At 38.9% G+C, this 17,988-nt stretch carries 13 protein-coding genes; 3 read left to right on the forward strand and 10 right to left on the reverse strand.

Going from position 1 to position 17,988, the window contains the following annotated elements; genetic code table 11:
* Positions 1 to 452: 452 nt before the first annotated feature.
* The gene (gene mnmG, locus FJ218_04510) at positions 453 to 2,342 is read right to left on the reverse strand and encodes a tRNA uridine-5-carboxymethylaminomethyl(34) synthesis enzyme MnmG (protein ID MBM4166168.1); all 1,890 of its coding nucleotides are present in this window, start codon (positions 2,340 to 2,342) and stop codon (positions 453 to 455) included.
* Positions 2,343 to 2,348: 6 nt separating this feature from the next.
* A complete protein-coding gene (gene mnmE, locus FJ218_04515; protein ID MBM4166169.1) occupies positions 2,349 to 3,854 on the reverse strand; it encodes a tRNA uridine-5-carboxymethylaminomethyl(34) synthesis GTPase MnmE in 1,506 nt (501 codons plus the stop codon).
* 79 nt (positions 3,855 to 3,933) lie between these two features.
* Between mnmE and FJ218_04520 the strand changes: the two genes are divergently transcribed.
* Genes FJ218_04520 through FJ218_04530 form a run of 3 tightly spaced genes read left to right on the forward strand, consistent with a single transcriptional unit; the run spans position 3,934 to position 6,387 of the window.
* Complete coding sequence (locus FJ218_04520; protein MBM4166170.1) at positions 3,934 to 4,809, forward strand: hypothetical protein; 876 nt, start codon at positions 3,934 to 3,936, stop codon at positions 4,807 to 4,809.
* On the forward strand, positions 4,776 to 5,849 hold the full coding sequence (gene waaF, locus FJ218_04525) for a lipopolysaccharide heptosyltransferase II (protein MBM4166171.1): 1,074 nt from the start codon (positions 4,776 to 4,778) through the stop codon (positions 5,847 to 5,849). Before FJ218_04520 ends, waaF begins: the two co-directional genes overlap by 34 nt.
* 16 nt (positions 5,850 to 5,865) lie before the next feature.
* Positions 5,866 to 6,387 carry a hypothetical protein gene (locus FJ218_04530; GenBank protein ID MBM4166172.1) on the forward strand — a complete coding sequence of 174 codons (522 nt, stop codon included), beginning with the start codon at positions 5,866 to 5,868 and terminating at the stop codon, positions 6,385 to 6,387.
* Between the two features lie 7 nt (positions 6,388 to 6,394).
* On the opposite strand, the gene FJ218_04535 is transcribed toward FJ218_04530, so the two are convergent.
* From FJ218_04535 to FJ218_04570, 8 genes are all read right to left on the reverse strand, one after another.
* Positions 6,395 to 7,522 carry a glycosyltransferase gene (locus FJ218_04535; protein MBM4166173.1) on the reverse strand — a complete coding sequence of 376 codons (1,128 nt, stop codon included), beginning with the start codon at positions 7,520 to 7,522 and terminating at the stop codon, positions 6,395 to 6,397.
* Positions 7,519 to 8,388 (reverse strand): FkbM family methyltransferase, encoded by an 870-nt coding sequence (locus FJ218_04540; protein ID MBM4166174.1) that lies wholly within the window; start codon positions 8,386 to 8,388, stop codon positions 7,519 to 7,521. Before FJ218_04540 ends, FJ218_04535 begins: the two co-directional genes overlap by 4 nt.
* Positions 8,389 to 8,391: 3 nt before the next feature.
* Positions 8,392 to 9,729: a hypothetical protein gene (locus tag FJ218_04545; GenBank protein ID MBM4166175.1), complete on the reverse strand. Its 1,338-nt coding sequence runs from the start codon at positions 9,727 to 9,729 to the stop codon at positions 8,392 to 8,394.
* Entirely contained in the window at positions 9,730 to 10,584 is an 855-nt protein-coding gene (locus FJ218_04550; protein MBM4166176.1) for a glycosyltransferase family 2 protein, read from the reverse strand. It abuts the gene before it with no gap.
* Positions 10,575 to 11,546 (reverse strand): GDP-mannose 4,6-dehydratase, encoded by a 972-nt coding sequence (locus FJ218_04555; GenBank protein MBM4166177.1) that lies wholly within the window; start codon positions 11,544 to 11,546, stop codon positions 10,575 to 10,577. Before FJ218_04555 ends, FJ218_04550 begins: the two co-directional genes overlap by 10 nt.
* 14 nt (positions 11,547 to 11,560) lie before the next feature.
* Positions 11,561 to 12,463, reverse strand: coding sequence for a class I SAM-dependent methyltransferase (locus FJ218_04560; protein MBM4166178.1), 903 nt, complete (start codon positions 12,461 to 12,463; stop codon positions 11,561 to 11,563).
* 115 nt (positions 12,464 to 12,578) lie between these two features.
* Entirely contained in the window at positions 12,579 to 15,098 is a 2,520-nt protein-coding gene (locus FJ218_04565) for a T9SS type A sorting domain-containing protein (GenBank protein ID MBM4166179.1), read from the reverse strand.
* A gap of 106 nt (positions 15,099 to 15,204) precedes the next feature.
* Positions 15,205 to 17,742: a T9SS type A sorting domain-containing protein gene (locus FJ218_04570; GenBank protein MBM4166180.1), complete on the reverse strand. Its 2,538-nt coding sequence runs from the start codon at positions 17,740 to 17,742 to the stop codon at positions 15,205 to 15,207.
* Positions 17,743 to 17,988 lie beyond the last annotated feature (246 nt).

Consider the following 17,988-nt stretch of genomic DNA (forward strand, 5'->3'; position numbering starts at 1 on the left):
AAAATAAATTCCGCTCTGAAAATTCTCTGCGTTCCATTCATGGTGTGTTTGCCTGCTTGCATTTCCTTATTGTCAAAAAGTAAGGAAACTTCCTTGCTGGAATCTGTAACTTAAAGCCTGCTCTACCTTGTGCCATTTTAAAGTTACCTGTGCAGGCAACCATCGATTGAATCCGACCGCCCAACCGTTTAATATGTCGGTAAAATAAATATCTACAACAGGACCAGCCGAAGGTTTTGATGGAAAATACGCTTTTTCCCACTCCCCATTTATTGACACTACCCAGAGAGTCAATAAAAAAGTTAATAATATAATTATTCGTTTCATTTGATTTCTAAAAGCTATTGTTGAACATACTGATGTACTCGTTTCACGTGAAACGAGTCATTATCTTACGCAAAGCCGCAAAGAAAATATTTTTCTACTTTGCGTCTTTGCGTGAGCAAAAAAAATCATCTATGCAAATACACGAGCAGCACAGAAATATCCGATGGAGTAACTCCACTTATCCGCGATGCTTGCCCAAGTGTTTGCGGTCGTATGTGTGAGAGTTTTTCTTTTCCCTCCGCTGAAAGCGAGCGAACACGCGTGTAATCAAAACTTTCCGGCACGGTTATATTCTCTGACTTTTCAAATTTCTCTACATCAATTTTCTGGCGAGAGATGTAGCCGTCGTATTTTAAGTCTATTTCTACTTGCTCAATGGATTCTTTTTCGATACGACCTTTTAAGTGTAGTCCACTTTCAAAGTGGGCTACACTTAGCAAATCCACCAACTTCACATTCGAGCGTTTTACAAGTTTTGCAATTGGTTCTCGCTGTGTAATCGGCATTTCGTTTTGAGACTTTAGATAATCGTTGACTTCCTCCGGGGCAATTGTATTTTCATTTACGAACTGCGAAAGTCGAGTTATCATTTCTTCTTTTTTGTCTAATCGTTGTTTTGCCACTTCATCAACAAGCCCAATGTTGTAACCAATTTTTGTCAATCTTCTATCCGCATTATCCTGTCGCAACAGCAAACGATACTCCGCACGCGAAGTGAACATTCGATACGGCTCGTCAATAAGCAAGTTCACCAAGTCGTCAATCAAAACTCCGATATATGCTTCGCTGCGCTTCAAGATAAACGGCTCTTTGTTGTGAACATAGTGCGCCGCGTTTATACCGGCAATCAATCCCTGTGCCGCCGCTTCTTCGTAACCGGAAGTTCCGTTGATTTGTCCCGCATGAAAAAGTCCACCAACAAGTTTTGTTTCCAGAGAAAGTTTGAGTTGATATGATGGAAAGTAATCGTATTCCACAGCGTAACCGTGACGAAGCATTTTTACGTTTTCCAACCCTGCAATTGTTCTCATTCCGTACAGTTGAATTTCTTGTGGAAGACTTGTGGAAAATCCGTTGACATAAACGAAGTTAGTTTTATATCCTTCCGGCTCAAGAAAAATATGATGACTTCCTTTGTCAGAAAATCGCGCAATTTTATCCTCAACTGATGGACAATATCGTGGACCTTTTCCTTTGATAATTCCTGTAAAGAGTGGCGAACGTTCAAATCCTTTGCGTAAAATTTCGTGCGTTTTTTCGTTCGTATGTGTCAAATACATCGGAATTTGAGCATTTATTATTTTCTCTGTTTGAAAAGAAAAAGGTTGCGGATTATCATCTCCCGGTTGCAACTCGATGCTTGAAAAATCTATTGAATCAATATCAATGCGAGGTGGGGTTCCAGTTTTCAATCTACCGATTTCAAAGCCAAGTTTTTCGAGCGATGGAGAAATTCCAGAAGACGACTTTTCCCCAAATCTTCCACCAACTGTTTGTGAAAAGCCAGTGTGCATCAAACTTCGTAGAAATGTTCCTGCGCAAATAACAAGCACAGAGCAATTTATTTGCCCGTGATAAGTAGTAGTAATTCCAGTAATTTTTCTTTCTTCGTTCGAATACTCTGAAAGAATTTCATCCACAGAATCCTCGAGTAAATCGAGATTTGTTTGAGATAGAATAAGTTCTCGTGCTTTTCGTGCATAAAGTTCTCTATCATTTTGAGAACGCGGCGACCAAACAGCCGGACCTTTTGACGTGTTCAACATTCGGAAATGAATTCCTGATAAGTCTGCAAGTTTTCCCATTACTCCACCGAGGGCATCAACTTCTCGTGCAAGTTGCCCTTTTGCGGTTCCGCCGATTGAAGGATTGCACGACATTCTTCCAATCGAATCTTTTGACATTGTAACGAGCAATGTTTTGCAACCAAGTTTCGCTGAAGCAATTGATGCTTCGATGCCGGCATGTCCGCAACCGATTACGATGATATCGTATTTATTTTTTGTTTGTTTCACGTGAAACTATTTTCCAATACAAAATTTTGAAAATATGTTATTCAGAATTTCTTCGGTTGTAACTTCGCCTGTAATTTCGCCAATGAAGTTAAGTGCGCTTCGTAAATCAAGGACAATCAACTCTGTCGTTTTCTCTTCAGAAACTCCATTCAGCGCGTTCTTGATGCACTCTTGTATTTTCCCGAAAAGTTCTTTATGGCGAGTATTGGTAAGCACAGAAACGTTTGCAATTTCTCCATTTTCATAAACTGTAAGTTCGAGAATTTTTTTTTGTAGTTCGATAATTCCTAAATGTGTTTTTGCTGATACAAAAACGTAATCTAAGTTTGTGTGTTCTATTTCTGTGCGAAGTTTATTTTGCCGCTCATCTGATAACAAATCTACTTTATTGAAAACAGTTATTTGCTTTTTTGTTTCAAAATTAAAATCAGATAATTTTGCAGTATCTCGAATAATTCCATCTGCGGTCATGCACGAAATCCACGGGAGACTGTTTTCCGCAGATTTTGCAAATTGCCGTTGATGAGTAATATTAGGTATGTTGATTTTTGAAACATCACTACAATCATTTGTCGCGTCGGTAGAATCATTCACAATTAATGTTAAATCCGCCGCCGCCATTTTCTCATAACTTCTTCGAATTCCTTCTTCTTCAATGATGTTTTTCGTTTCTCTAATTCCAGCAGTATCAAAGAAGCGAAAGAGAATGCCATCAAGAAGTAATTCACCTTCTACAACATCTCTTGTCGTGCCAGGAATTTCCGTAACAATTGCCTTGTTTTCTTGGAGCAAGGCGTTGAGCAAACTCGACTTGCCAACATTCGGTATTCCTGAAATTACAACGTTTACTCCATCTCTATAAAATCTGCCAATTTTATATGAGGCAAGCAAATTTTCTATTTTGCCAATCAAAAAATTTAATTCTGATACTATTTTTTCCTTTGTGGCAAACTGATAATCTTCTTCAACGAAATCAAGTTCTAGTTCCAGCATACTGCATAAATCTAATATCTTGCCACCAATTTTTTTTGTTTGGCTTGATAATTCCCCTTTGATTTGCGAAAATGAACATTTTTGTGCAATCTCAGAATTTGCCTTTATTAAATCCGCAACCGCCTCTGCTTGTGGCAAGTCAATCTTGCCATTTAAGAATGCTCTTTTGGTAAATTCTCCTGGTTCTGCAAGCCGAATCTTGTTTGTGAGCAAAATTTCTAAAATTTTTCTTGCCACAAAAATGCTTCCGTGGCAAGATATTTCTACTACGTTTTCCCCCGTGTAAGATTTTGCGGAAAGAAAAATTGTAGTTACAACTTCGTCAATAACATTTCCTTTTCCATCGGTAAAGTTACCAAAATGAGCAGTATGTGTTTTCGCTAGGGAAAGCTTTTGTTTTCCATCGAAAAATTTTTCCACGGAAGTAATTGCATTTTTTCCACTTACACGAAGAACGGCTAATCCTCCTTCGCCAAGCGGAGTTGCAATTGCGGCGATTGTATCTTCTAACGAATACATAGTTAAAGGAAATAATACAAAAATAAATTTTCACCATCAAATATTTGAATGCTATAAAATGATTTTGTAATTTTTACTTATGCGTTATCAATTAGAATTTCTCGGATATAAATTTCTTGAGGTTATATTAAATAAAATACCGATTTCTTCAGTACAAGTGATTGGAAAAATTTGCGGAAGGTTTTTTTATCATCTCCTTTCTTCAAGAAAAAAAATTGCCGAGAAAAATTTACAAACTGCATTTCCTGAAAAATCAAAGAACGAAGTTCGCATTCTCACCCGCTGCTCATTTGAAAATATTGGAATGACGATATTCGAATTTTTACGTTTAAAAAAAACATCCATCGAACAACTTGAAAAAACTATTCTATTTGACGATAGCAATTTCTTTTCGAAAATTCATAGCAAGAAGAATGGAGCGGTATTATTATCGGGACATATTGGAAATTGGGAATTGCTTGCCGCAAGAGTTGGGGTGTCTCTTTCGCATCCATTAATTGTAATAATAAAAACGCAGCACAATGAGAAAGTAAACAAGGAAATAAATCGTATTCGTACAAAATTTGGAAATGAAGTAATCCCAATGGAACACGCAATAAAAGTTGCAATGAGAACCTTGAATGAACAAAAAGTTCTTGCGCTACTTTCGGACCAAAGCGCGCCAAAAGAAAGCGTATATGTAAATTTTTTTGGAAGGAGCGTAGCCACTTTTAAGGGCCCTGCGGCATTTTGTTTGAAAACGAGAGCACCATTATTTATGTTATTTTGTATTCGACAGAAAAATTTTTCGTATAAAATATATTATGAAGAAATTGAGTACGACGACCTGAAAGAATACACAGACGAAAATATTCAAATCCTCACCCAGCGACATACGACGATACTCGAAAAAGTAATACGTCAATATCCCGAGCAGTGGCTATGGATGCACCGAAGATGGAAAAACGTGCAATGAAAATCCTTATCATTCAAACTGCGTATATCGGGGATGCTGTGCTTACGCTTCCGTTAGTTCAGGCAGTAAAACAATGGTTTCCCAATGCTACTGTTGATGTTGTTGTAATTCCATCAACCGTGAACGTATTAGAAAATCATCCGTTAATTTTTGAAACAAAAGTTTTTGATAAGCACAAGAAAGATTCTGGATTTCTAGGGCTGCTCCGAACCGCGAAGAACTTGCGAAAAATGTGTTACAACATTGCACTTATCCCGCATCGTTCGTTGCGAAGTTCGTTGCTTGCGCTGGTTGCACAAATACCGAAACGCATTGGTTTTTCTACAAGTAGTGGAAAGTTTTGGTTGACAAATATCGTTGAGTGTGAAAAAAATATTCACGAAATAGAGCGCAACTTGCTGTTACTTGAGCCATTGGGATTTTCAACGAAAGAAAAAATTCTTCCCAATCTTTTTCCTTCTGAACGTGATAAAAAAACCGTCTCAGATTTTTTTATTCAACAGAACATTCCTGCGGAAAGAACCATCATAGCCATTGCACCGGGAAGCGTTTGGAACACGAAGCGTTGGTTGAAAGAGCATTTCATTTCTCTTTCAAAAAAATTTTCGGAAAAAAACTTTTCTATTATTTTTGTTGGGGGAAAAAACGATGAGCGCCTTTGTGCAGAAATACAACGTTCTGTATCAGAAAAAAACATTTTCAATTCTGCTGGAAAATTTACTCTTCTTCAATCTTCAGAAATTATTCATCGAAGTAGCGTTCTCGTAAGCAATGATTCGGCGCCGATGCATTTGGCGGTAGCAATGCGAACTCCTGTGGTAGCAATATTCGGGGCGACAATTCCCGAGTTCGGTTTTGCGCCGAACGGAGAATTTGATTCCATTATCGAAATGAAAAGTCTTTCGTGTCGCCCGTGTGGAATTCACGGTGGAAATGTTTGCCCAATTCAAATGTTTGATTGTATGAAAAATATTTCCGCAGAAATGGTTTTTGATGCAACAATTTCAGTGTTGAAAAAAATACCAATGAAAAAGTCTTAACATTCATCGTATTGTTATGTCATCATACTCACCCGAACAAATTCACAAGTGTTTCTCCGAATCGAATGATTTCGACGAAATCTTTGATGCATTTGAAAGTGCTTTGCTTCAACAGATTGACGATATTGGGATGTATAGCCAATTGTTTTGGAATCCATCACTTTCACCAGAAGAATTATGTTTGTTCGGAGAAAAACTTGCGAAAGAATTTTCCCATATTTCCTACGATGTATACTTCTGGCTCGCATCCGTTTTTGAAACTACATATGCGCAAAAAGATAATTACGAACTTGCGTTCACATATTACAGAAAGGCGGCGAAAGTAAATGCAAATGAAATTGCGCCGTACGTAAAACTGTGCGATTGTTTCGACCCGATTGTCAATCTTCCACCAATTGATGATTTGATTTCATTTCTTGTTGAAGGTATTGAAGTTGTTTCCGAGCCGAAACAATTGTTCGAATGGTTAATTCGTTTGTACGAAATCAAAGGAGAAGGAGAGAAAGGAGAGATGTATGCAAGAAGACTAAGAGAATAAGTATGGTTTAAAGAATTTCTTTCATCAATTCCTCCACCCGACGAAAAAAATGTTCCCTGTCAAAATCTGAAAATCGTTTGCGAGCATAGAGAGAAATTTCATTTCTTAAATTTTCATTGGAGGCAACCTCGAGCGTTTGCCTTTTCAAATCAGTAGTTGTTTCCCACAAAAATCCGTTCATTCCATTTTGCACAATTTCTTTTTGCCCACCTTTATTTACAACTATCGGAACAGCATTTGCGGACATTGCTTCAAGCGTTGACATCCCAAAATGTTCCGCGCGCTCGGGAAATTTTTCTTCATCAACTTCATAACCGGCTGCATGCCAAAATATTGAAGCGCGATTGTACCATTCTTTCAGTTTTGCATACGGTTCATTGAAATGAAAGTGAACGGGAAAATTTTGGTTTTCTTTTTGCAGTTGCTCAACCATTTTTTTTGTCCTTACATCTCCCGCAACGCTTCCAACGATATGATATTCCCAATCGTGCAAATCTTTTTTTGAAAGTTCTCGAAACGCTTTTGTCGTAATATCATATCTCTTTTGATTGTATAATCCTGCAAAAATTCTTCCGACACTTAAAATTATTTTTTCTTTCTTTATTCCTGCAAGAAAAAAATCATCAATTGGGGGAGAAAGAATAAAACTATTTCTGTTGTGATGATGAAGTAAAGAATTCCGCACGTATTCGGAATACACGGCAACGAGAGAAATATTTTTGCTTCGTTTCAGTAGTTGCATTCGGAATAAATCTTTCACGCTTTCTTTTGCTTTCCCTCTTGCAAATTTTTTAATTGCGCTTGTAACATTGATTTTTCCGTACGGTGCTTGCAAAATAAAAACTGTCGCTTTGGCGTTAGAGGGAATTGCGCGAAAATTTGTAAGAGCAAACAACACATCACACTGTTTTGAAATCGCCTTCACTTCAGAAAGATTTTTTATTTGTTGCGACTGAACATTCGACAAATCAGCGTTGTAATACATTGCTAACTTTTCTGTTGAAAAATTTTCTTCCGCATACAGAAATGTAACGTTCGTAGTTTTATTTTTCGACAAAACCTCACCAAGAATCGTAACAACTTTTTCTCCGCCGCCGAGCGAAGACCAATATGGATTATAAATTGCGATGTTCATCTCTCGCAAATAAGGTTTGTTGTTCCGTCAATGCTTGCAACAGAAAAAATTTCCTCGTCGTTTGCCTTGTAGATTTTTTTCTTTTCCTCGTCAATAATGGAAAGTGAAAAGCCAATTGCGCGAAGTTCGTTCAAATATTGTTGGGGAGAAAAACCGCATTGCTCAATCATTGTTGGATAAAATTCTGTGACCAATTTCAGCTGTGGATTTGCGGCAAACGTTTGTTTCATTCCTTTCAACGCATACATTTCCGCTCCTTCAATATCAATTTTCAACAAATCAATTTTCGTGTTTTGGTTTTGAAAAAACTCATCTATGGAAATTGTTTCGACTTGAACTGATTTCGACTTCAAGCCGGAATTAAAAATTTGATGTCCGCCGGAAAGATGTTCATCCATAAATAATTCTAATGTTCCTTTTTTATCTGAAACTGCTTTTTGAACAGCAGTAATATTTCGCGCATTGTTCGCAACAATATTTCTTTGCAAGAAAGAAAAATTTGAAGGAGCAGGTTCAAAACAAAATACTTTTCCTTTTTCTCCAACGCATTTCGATGCGAGAATTGAATAATAACCAATGTTTGCGCCAATATCTACAAGCGTCATCCTCGATTTCAAAATTGATTTTATTAAATCGGTTTCTGTTGGTTCGTAGCGTGTATGTACAAGAAATAATTTTCCAATCGCTTCGTCTTCCGGGTCAACGAAAAGTTTTATTCCTTCAATTTCAATTTGTGTTACGGATTTTGGGCGGAAAAGGTTGTAGATGAAGTCGCGAAGTTTTTTTAGAAACGGAATTTTCCCAAGTCCGCTTCCTTTGAGTATGCGCTGAAAAAATCTGAAGAGTGAGAAGAAGAGTTGTTTCATTGCTTATTCTTTTGAAAAGATTTTTTTAGAAAACGAAACTGCATCTTTGTACCGGAGAACAACATTTACAAGTTTCACCTGAACTTTTCCAAAGCGAACAAGCGTAAACGAATACGTGAACATCATCAAAACAGAAGTGAGAACAATGGAAATTGCTCCCCCGATAATTCCGCTGAATAAAATTCCGAGATAAAACAACGCGATTGCAACAAATACATTTATTGTGCTTGCAACAAATACTTCCTTCATTTTTCCGATTCCATAGAGAAAACTCGAAGCAACTCCAATTGTTGGAATACATATTCCGGCAACAGCAAGAATACGAAGAACCGGAATCGCTTCGGGATATTTGTCAACATATAAAAGAGAAATTATTTGCGGGGCAAAAAACCAAAAGAATAGCGCTACGGGAAAAACAAGCACAGTAAAAACGAACATTGATTTTTCTGCAAGAGCAAGAAGTTCGGAAGAATTATTTTGCGCTGAAAGTTTTGAAGATGTTGGCATTAAAAACGTAATGATGACTTGTAACACGACATCAAAAACGCGTGTGAAAATTTTTGCGGCATTGTACACCGCAACAGAAATTGGTCCGAGGACGGTTGCAAGAATAAAACTATCCGCTTGTGTGTATAGCGTATATGTTGCCGACGCACCGAAAGAATATTTTCCATAATGCCAAAACTTTTTCGCTGTTTCTTTTTCGATGCTCAATTGAAATAAACTTTTCAATATTCCTTTGCGAAAAGAAAACGGAACAATAACTATTGCAAGTAATGAAGACAATGCAAGTGTGATTGTGTTAATTAACAATATTGTGAACGCGGTTTGGTTCGCAATGTTTTGAAAAGCAAATGCGATAAGAAGCAACGAGCCGAGAAAATACACGGCATTTATCCAAAACATTTGCTTGATTTGTATTTTCGATTGGAACAAATATAAAATTACTGTTCGCAGCGAAGAAAGAATTAGCATTAAGGGAAGAAACCACGCAAGCAATGAAAACGATGGAGAATGAAAAAGTTGCGCAAATTGCTCTTTCAACACTGCAATGAGTGCTCCAAAAATAACAACGAAGGATACATACATCCAATTTCCCGTTGTTACAATTTCGGAAATCTCTTCTGTTTCGGCGGCATATTTTACCATTGGCTGCAACGCAAAACTCGAACCAGCCGCAACAAGAAGAAGAAACAAATTTTGAATCAGCACGTACGTTCCGAACTCTTCTTTTGGTAAAACGCGTATAACAAGAAACACAAAACCAAGCCCGTAAATTGCAGGCAAACTTTTATCTGCAAATCCCCAAAAACCTTTTTTGAGATGTTTACCGAATTCCATTTACATTCCTAATTCTTTCGATTCACGTTTTGCGCGAATGTAAGTTGTGAACACGCCAAGAGGAAATGTAAACGGAATGATGAACCAATAATACCAATCTGCATATCGCCACAGTAAACGCAGATTGCTTTTGAGTTTGTTCCAATTTTTAAACCAAGAAAAATTTCCGCCAGAACTTACAGAAACTTTATGATACGCAACCGAAGAAGGAGCATACATCAATTTGAAACCAACTTTCTTTGCGCGTAAACACCAATCTGCGTCTTCGCCGTAAATAAAATATGATTCGTCTAACATTCCGATTTTATCTATGACTTCACGTTTTACGAGCATACAACAGCCCGTGATATAGCCAACTTCTTCTTCGTTATTGAATTGTCCCACGTCAATAGTACGAATTCCCCGATGCTTTGTTATTCCCGTTTTCAAATTAATAGTTCCACCAGCGAACCAAATTCTTTTATTGTCTGTGTAGTAAAAAATTTTTGCGCCGACAATTCCAATTTCATTTTGATTTCCTGCAACGATTATGAGTTCGGAAAGAAAATTTGGTTCGACTGTTGTATCGTTGTTGAGAAGTAAAATGTAGTCTGCATTGTTTTGTAAAGCGTATTGTATTCCAATATTATTTCCACCGGCAAAACGTAAATTCTCTTTATTGACGAGTAATTCTACGTTTGGAAAATCAGTACGAATTGCCTCAACGCTTCCATCGTGCGAAGCATTATCTACAACAAGAATTTTGAAATTTGAATACGAAACTTTCTGCAGCGAAGACAAACATTCAAGCGTATCGTTTTTCCCGTTCCAATTGACAAGAATTATGTAAACGAGTGGAGACAAAATTATATCAATTGTTTTTTTATTCGTTCACAATCAGCATCCACCATCATTATTACAAGATTTTCAAACGATGTTTTCGCATTCCATCCAAGATTAGTAAATGCTTGAGAAGCGTTTCCAAGCAAACGAAATGTATCCGTTTTCCGGAAAAATTTGGGGTCGCTTACTACGTGATTATGCATTTCCAATCCAACACGATGGAATGCAATTTCGCAAAAATCTTTTACGCTATGGGAAACACCCGTTGCAATAACATAATCTTGCGGCGTTTCTTGTTGTAGCATTAACCACATTGCTTCGACATAATCTCCGGCAAATCCCCAATCGCGTTCAGCGGATAAATTTCCAAGAACAATGTTATCGTCAAGCCCGCACTTAATTCGCGCTACGCCGTTTGTAATTTTTCTTGTAACAAATTCAAGCCCGCGGCGTGGCGATTCGTGGTTATAAAGAATTCCGGAAACAGCGAAAAGGTTATAGTTCTCACGATAGTTTACCGTTACAAAATGTCCGTACGCTTTTGCCGCACCGTATAGCGTTCGCGGAGAGAACGGAGTGCGTTCGTTTTGTGGAACATCGTGGACGTTGCCGAACATTTCACTGCTGCTCGCTTGATAAAAACGAATCTTCTTGTTCACGAGACGCACAGCTTCCAACATTTTTGTTACACTGATTGCGTTGAAATCCGCGCTCAATATCGGTTGCGTCCACGATGTAGGAACAAATGAATGTGAAGCAAGATTGTAAATTTCATCAGGGTTTGCTTCTTCCAGTAGTCTGATAATAGAAAGTTGGTCAAGCAAATCCGCTTTACGCAAAATGAGTTTGTCGCGGATGTGTTCAATGCGTTCAAATTTTTCCGTAATGTCGTGGCGAACCATTCCATAAACAGTGTAGTTTTTATGCAATAATAGTTCGGCAAGGTAGGACCCGTCTTGTCCAGAAATACCGGTTATGAGTGCAGTTTTCACCATAGAGAATTATGAAATCATTCAGAATTATTTTTTTGTGCAATCATTGTTATTCTGTCTCCGAACACATTGAGCGTGCGTGTTAATACGTAATTGGGATATTGAAAAAATTTCTTTGCAAGATTATGAAGTAATGAATTTCTCAAAGCTATTTCCGACGGCTTCATCGCAGTACTTTGTATCTCAACAACGGTAAATCCATTTTGTATAAGTAAATATTTTATGCTTGTCGGACGAAATTCCAACAAATGATACGGCGGAAGATTTACCGTTGCATTTTTTCGTAGAATGCGATAAGCAAAAAAGCCAAAGCGTGAAAATAGCGTGTTCGTCTGTGTTGGGCATAATATAATAACACGGGCATTCGGTTTTGAAATGCGATGAATTTCTTTCATTACAGAAACGGGATTGGGAATATGTTCAAGTACGTCGCCTATGAAAACGGTATCGAAAAAATTCTGTTCATAGTTTGCAGAAAGTACATCACCGGTAATCACGTTGAGTCCGAACTTATTTCTCGCATTTTGAGCTGCTTCATCGGAAAGTTCAACGCCGTACGTTTCGTAACCTTTTTCACGGACTGCGTTCAGGAGATGCCCGCTTGCGCATCCAACATCCAAAAACGTTCCACGGGGTTGCTGTCGAGAAATTTTTTCAAGAAGTTCATGGCTAATTATTCGTTCACCTTCTTCTTCAAAACAATTTCCCGCGTGACCACAACGATATTCTCCGCGTTCAAAATAATCACGCGAGTATAATTCAACAAGTTCTTGCGATGTTGGTTGCGGATGAATGAAAATCATTCCGCACTGTTTGCATTTCATTGCTTGAAGCCATTTTTTTTTGAACTTGTAACCAAAAGGAATTTGATGGATGGAGCATGACGAACAAAGGATGCAAGAAATATTTTTTTCACTCATAGAAATAAAACAAGAAAAATATAATGATTTACTATTTTGGAATTTTATTTTGTGAAAAATAAAAAAAGGGCGCAGCAAACGCCGCGTCCTTTTTCGTTCGGGAAGAATTCTGATACTATTTTACCAGCATCATTTTTTGCGTTGAAACGAAACTCCCTGCAGAGAGTTTGTAAATGTATGTGCCCGAAGGTAGATTTGACGCATCAAATTCTATGGTGTAGTATCCTGCATCTTGTGTTTTGTTGATTAACGTACGGATTTCTCGTCCAAGAATGTCGTAGATTTTCAACGTTACCAACTGCGTTCCTGCGAGCGAATACTGAATTTTCGTCGCTGGGTTAAACGGATTAGGATAATTTTGCAAAAGCACGTATTGAGAAGGAGCAGAAGAATTATTGTCCCTTACTCCAACAATACCATCTACAAAATTCAATGCACCAATGACAAAGCGTTCAACGGGTGAACCGGGAGGACTATCAATAGCAGGTCGTAATGAACTAATATCAACACCAAACGTAGCAACGGTAAAATTATCGGTTAAATTACCAATTGCATTTAAACTATCAAGTCCGCGGAATTGATACAATGGCACCCAATTGGTTCCGATGTATGGTCCTAAAACTTCAGGATAGACACCAATGGTACTGTCTGCGATGCCGGAATTAATTTCGACACCAACTAATCCTTGATTTGCACCTGATGTTGGACGGTCTGCAAGATAGTCAACGCCTAAATAATTGTTCAAGAAATCTAAATCAAGATTTGATGAACCGGGACGTCCGTGTTGCCATCCAATATCTTCCGAAAAAACAATTAGTTTTGATTTCATACCGGAAGTACCGCCGCTTAAATATGCTTTGATAGAGTCGCGTTGTACAGCAGATGCAGTGCTCGTATTTTCACCTAACCAAATTACTTTTTTGAAATCGCGTAATGAAAAAGAAATAGTTGAACTTATTGTGCCGCGATTCATAATTTCGTATGTAATGCCATATCTTGCAAGAACTGCGGTTACAGAATCAAGACTTGTTCTGCTATCCGTAATTGTTGAATCGTATGTTACTAATACTTCGCCACGCCCCTGACGTTTCAGCGTGAGGTCAAACGTTTGCGCCGATTTCAACGAATCGTTGCCCGCATAGCCCCACACAGCCCATTGACCGATAACGGAATCTCCGGGATTTAATCCGAAACTTGCTAACGTTGCGTCAACTTCGTAGTTCTTCATAGTCATCATCGTATCCAATCCATCATTGTTAGAAATCATTGTGAACACGGGGGTAGCAATGGATGGAATTCCAAATTTCCATTGATACATAACTCCCGGACCCGAAGAACCCCAGTTAATCATTACCGTTGAGGAATTGTTGGAAGACGTTACAAGTGTTGCGCCCGATGGAGGGGAATACAAATTAAACGGCGAAAGAGTAGGAAGTTCGCGTTTCAACGTAATCGCGCGTGGACCGTTGGTAGATTTTAATGAGTCATTTTCTGCATTGTTTCTGTACGCCCAAATGTCCCAAGACCCAACGAGTGATTCACCTTGAGCAACGCCTGCATCATTTAGGATTTCATCTAATTCTCCCAATGTCATCGTCAAAGAATTAGTTGAGGAAAATTGCGTAAGTAATCGTTGCGGCAACGCTGTTCCGAATACCCAATTGTATGTTGCTCCTGCTGCTGCGGTATCCCAAGCAAACGTGATGTCGTCGTGAGAACCGGGAAATGTTGTTACGGTTATTCCGGCTTCGGGAGAATTTATGACAAAAGGATTGAGCGGACCTGATTCGGTATTTGCTAATTCCAATCCGAATAATCTATCGGGAGCTCCTTGAAATACGCCGCCAAGTGTTGCTTTTCCCATAGCCAATCCTTTGGTGATGAATAAACCGCCTGCAATTGCATTTGCTCCTGCTGTAGTAATTTTCGTTTTGATGTCAAACGTTACCCCTGTTGCTTGAAGCGTTGTCAAATCAAATTGATGAATCAGCTGGGGAAAACCTTGTCCTTGACTTTGGTCCCATACCCACAAAAACGGACCTTCGGGGGTATAGGGGTCGTACGCAGAACCATATTTTGCTGTTAATACATTGGTCATCGTTGCAATAACTGTTCCGGTTCTGCTTACACAAGTGAGAGCATCATTCCAACCGCTTACCCAAAATCCGTCGCGAATCTGGTCATAAGCAATAGAGCGGATACTCGCAACAGACGTTGTAATTGTGCTAATAACTGACATTATTGTCGGGTCAATAACAGCAATCATATTTCCTGCGGCAATTCCTCCGTATAAATATTGACCATCCCACGCTAAATCCCGAACGCCGGTTGCGCCGGAATAATTACCTAATGGCAATGAATCTATAAATGTTCCGTCGGATGCGAAACGCAAGAACATATTTCTGTTCCATTTGGTAACATAAAATATGTCGCCGGCATATTCTGCTCCGGCGCTTCCTAAACCTGAAAGCGCTTGTAAATCATAATCAAACTGAACATCCCATTGTTCTTCTGAAAACTGACTTGAAGAAATAGGAATATCCGTTGGTTTGAACGGGCTTCTCTCTGCTTCCTGAGCAAATAACTTTATTCCAGAAAAAAGCACGAGAACGAAAAGTAAATAACGATACAACATTGAATTGTTTTCCTTATGAATTTGTGAAAAAAAATTATTGCTTAATATATCGGAATATGAATTGTAATTCAAAGGTAAAGAAAAAAAATTTAGATAAATTCATTTGTTATTTAAGCACTACGAACTTCTTCGTTTCTGTGTTGCACAACTTACCATGTTGTGTAACGAATATGCGATAAACATACATTCCGCTTGTTAAAGCACTTGCATCAAACTCAACTTCGTGTTTCCCCGCTTCTTTTGTTTCGTTATTTAATAGTGTTGCCATTTCTCTTCCGAGAATATCGAATACTTTCAGCGTAACATTACTAATTGCCAACATCGAAAAGCCAATAGTCGTTTTCGGATTGAACGGATTCGGATAGTTTTGCGAAAGTGAAACCGCAGAAGGAATGTTATTAGAAATTTCTTGCGCACCCATAATTATATTGTACGAAAACGCAGACCGTCCATGAGTAAACGCAACAAGTTTTCGCGTCGGTGAATGAAGCGTTAAATCGTGAACGGAAACATCGGGAAAATTTTCGCCGAGAATATTCCACGTTTCTCCTACATTTGTTGTGAACATAACGTTCAAATCCGTTGCGATATAAAGATGCGAACGATTTTGCTCGTCCACAATGACATCATTGATAGGAATATCGGGGAGCGATTCGCCGATGTTGCTCCACGTTGCACCGAAATTGGTTGTTCGAAAAATATGTCCTCCAAAATCATACACATTGAAACCGGAAAGAGTTACATACGCAATGTTTGCAGATTCCGGGTCAACGCTTACACGCGTTGCCCAACGATTCGGAAGCGAGTCGTCAATGTTTACCCAGTTTGTTCCGCCGTTGGTTGTTACCCACACGCGCGAGTCATCTGTTCCGACATAAATAACATTCGAATCCGTTTGCGAAACATCAATCGTAGAAATTGTTCCCACTCGTCCACCGTTCCCGTATGTTAAATCGCCGCTGATGGCAGTCCAGTTTTGCATATTATCTTTTGTACGATACACGCGTTGCGTTCCTACGTATAATGTTTTGGGATGCTGCAAATCCATTGCAATCGGTGTTGACCAATTAAATCTGTCGTTGGCGCCTATTCCGTTCGTTCCGTCCTCAAACGAATTTCCGCCATCGGTAGAAAATCCTAAACCACCGTTTTGATATTCTGCATAAACAAAATTAGAATCCGTCGGGTCAACGAGACAGTAAAAACCATCGCCTCCATAAATTTCAGACCAACTACTGTGGGTGCTATTGCTTGTTCTCAATGTTCCGTTATCCTGCGTTCCGCCAAGAAGTTTATTCGAAAACTGAAAATCTATTGTTCCCGCATAAAACTGTGTTATCGGAAGATTCAATGATTTATTCCACGATGTTCCTCCGTTGGTTGAAACAAAAATTCCGCCGTCGTTTCCCAAAACAATTTTATTCGGATTCGATGGAGCGTATTCCATAGCGTGTTGGTCAACGTGTACATCAAATGAAAGAATGTCTGAAAATGAAGTTCCTCCGTTCGTGGATTTGTAAAACGAAGTCATTCCTAACCAAACGACGTTCGCATTGGTCGGATGAACAACGATAATATTATTGTACCACACCTGCGACTCGAACATTTCCGCGCCATCATTAACCTGATGCCAATCATTTCCTCCATTCGTAGATTTGTAAACTCCTTTTACGTTCACACCGTCTGCAACAAGCGCAAATATCGTATTTGGGTTTGAAGACGAAATTGCAAGCGAAATTCTTCCAAGATTTTCATCGTTATTTGGAAATCCGGCTGTTACTTGCGTCCAGTTCTCTCCTCCGTTGGTTGAAAGAAAAAGTCCGCTTGCAACACCGGAAATAACACTGTACCGCGGCGTTCGGTACCGTGTCCACATTGCCGCAAACATTCTGCTCGAATTCATTGGATGAAAAACAATATCTGTTGCTCCCGTCGTATCGTTGAGAAAGAGAACGCGATTCCAGTTTGCACCTCCGTTGGAAGACTTGAACACTCCGCGCTCTTGTGTTTTTCCGCGATACAAACCAAGCGCGGCAACAAAAATTTCTTGCGGATAATTGGGATTGACAACTATTTTTCCGATGTGTCCCGTGCTTTCCAAACCAATGTTTGCCCACGTTTCACCGCCGTTGGTTGTTTTCCATACGCCGTTTCCGGGATACGTTGCAACTCCCGCAGGATTCGCTTCTCCCGTTCCGACATAGATACAATTAGGATTTGTCGGGTCGAACGAAAGCGCGCCGATGGAAAAATGTTCGTTGAAAATATTTGTCCACGTGTTCCCATTATCTGTTGTTTTCCATACGCCGCCGGAAGCAGAGCCGGCGAAAAAAATATTTTCGTTTGTCGGATGAATAATAAGCGATGTAATTCTCCCGCCAATGTTTGTTGGTCCGGCAAGCGTCCACATTCCTGACGTTTTTTTATTTGCAAAGCGTGTGTTCATTTCGCTTTTTGCGTTTTCCAAAACTTGGAAAGGAATATCTTCGCGCGGAAAACTTCGTTGTGTAATAAACCAATCGTTATCGAGGTTTTCCTGTTCTTTAAAAAATCCGTTATCGTTGTTATGGTGATACGTTATAAAAAAATATGCAATGAAAAACGGAAGAGAAAGAGAAATTGCAAATGCGAATTTGGGCTTCATAAAAAAACGGATACCGAATAATGAAAAAGTTGCATCAACATAGTTAAAACAAGTGTTTGAAAAAAAAACTTCACGGGTTCCGCAAGTATTGAATGTTTAACTTCTGTATTTTCTACTTCGCAAAACTATCCGAATCCGTCCAATTCGAAAACGACTATTGGCTTTTGGCTGTAGGCAGTTAGTAAAGTATTCGGCATTCTTGGGGGAGAAATGGCAACGCTTTTAAATAACGAAACGCAAGAAGCA

This window comes from Ignavibacteria bacterium (assembly GCA_016873775.1).
GTDB lineage: Bacteria > Bacteroidota > Ignavibacteria > UBA10030 > F1-140-MAGs086 > JAGXRH01.

Coding starts and splice junctions, on each gene's coding strand:
- mnmE (MBM4166169.1), bottom strand. CDS start 3,854: ATGTATTCGTTAGAAGATACAATCGCCGCAATTGCAACTCCGCTTGGC.
- FJ218_04520 (MBM4166170.1), top strand. CDS start 3,934: ATGCGTTATCAATTAGAATTTCTCGGATATAAATTTCTTGAGGTTATA.
- waaF (MBM4166171.1), top strand. CDS start 4,776: ATGGATGCACCGAAGATGGAAAAACGTGCAATGAAAATCCTTATCATT.
- FJ218_04530 (MBM4166172.1), top strand. CDS start 5,866: ATGTCATCATACTCACCCGAACAAATTCACAAGTGTTTCTCCGAATCG.
- FJ218_04535 (MBM4166173.1), bottom strand. CDS start 7,522: ATGAACATCGCAATTTATAATCCATATTGGTCTTCGCTCGGCGGCGGA.
- FJ218_04540 (MBM4166174.1), bottom strand. CDS start 8,388: ATGAAACAACTCTTCTTCTCACTCTTCAGATTTTTTCAGCGCATACTC.
- FJ218_04545 (MBM4166175.1), bottom strand. CDS start 9,729: ATGGAATTCGGTAAACATCTCAAAAAAGGTTTTTGGGGATTTGCAGAT.
- FJ218_04555 (MBM4166177.1), bottom strand. CDS start 11,546: ATGGTGAAAACTGCACTCATAACCGGTATTTCTGGACAAGACGGGTCC.
- FJ218_04560 (MBM4166178.1), bottom strand. CDS start 12,463: ATGAGTGAAAAAAATATTTCTTGCATCCTTTGTTCGTCATGCTCCATC.
- FJ218_04565 (MBM4166179.1), bottom strand. CDS start 15,098: ATGTTGTATCGTTATTTACTTTTCGTTCTCGTGCTTTTTTCTGGAATA.
- FJ218_04570 (MBM4166180.1), bottom strand. CDS start 17,742: ATGAAGCCCAAATTCGCATTTGCAATTTCTCTTTCTCTTCCGTTTTTC.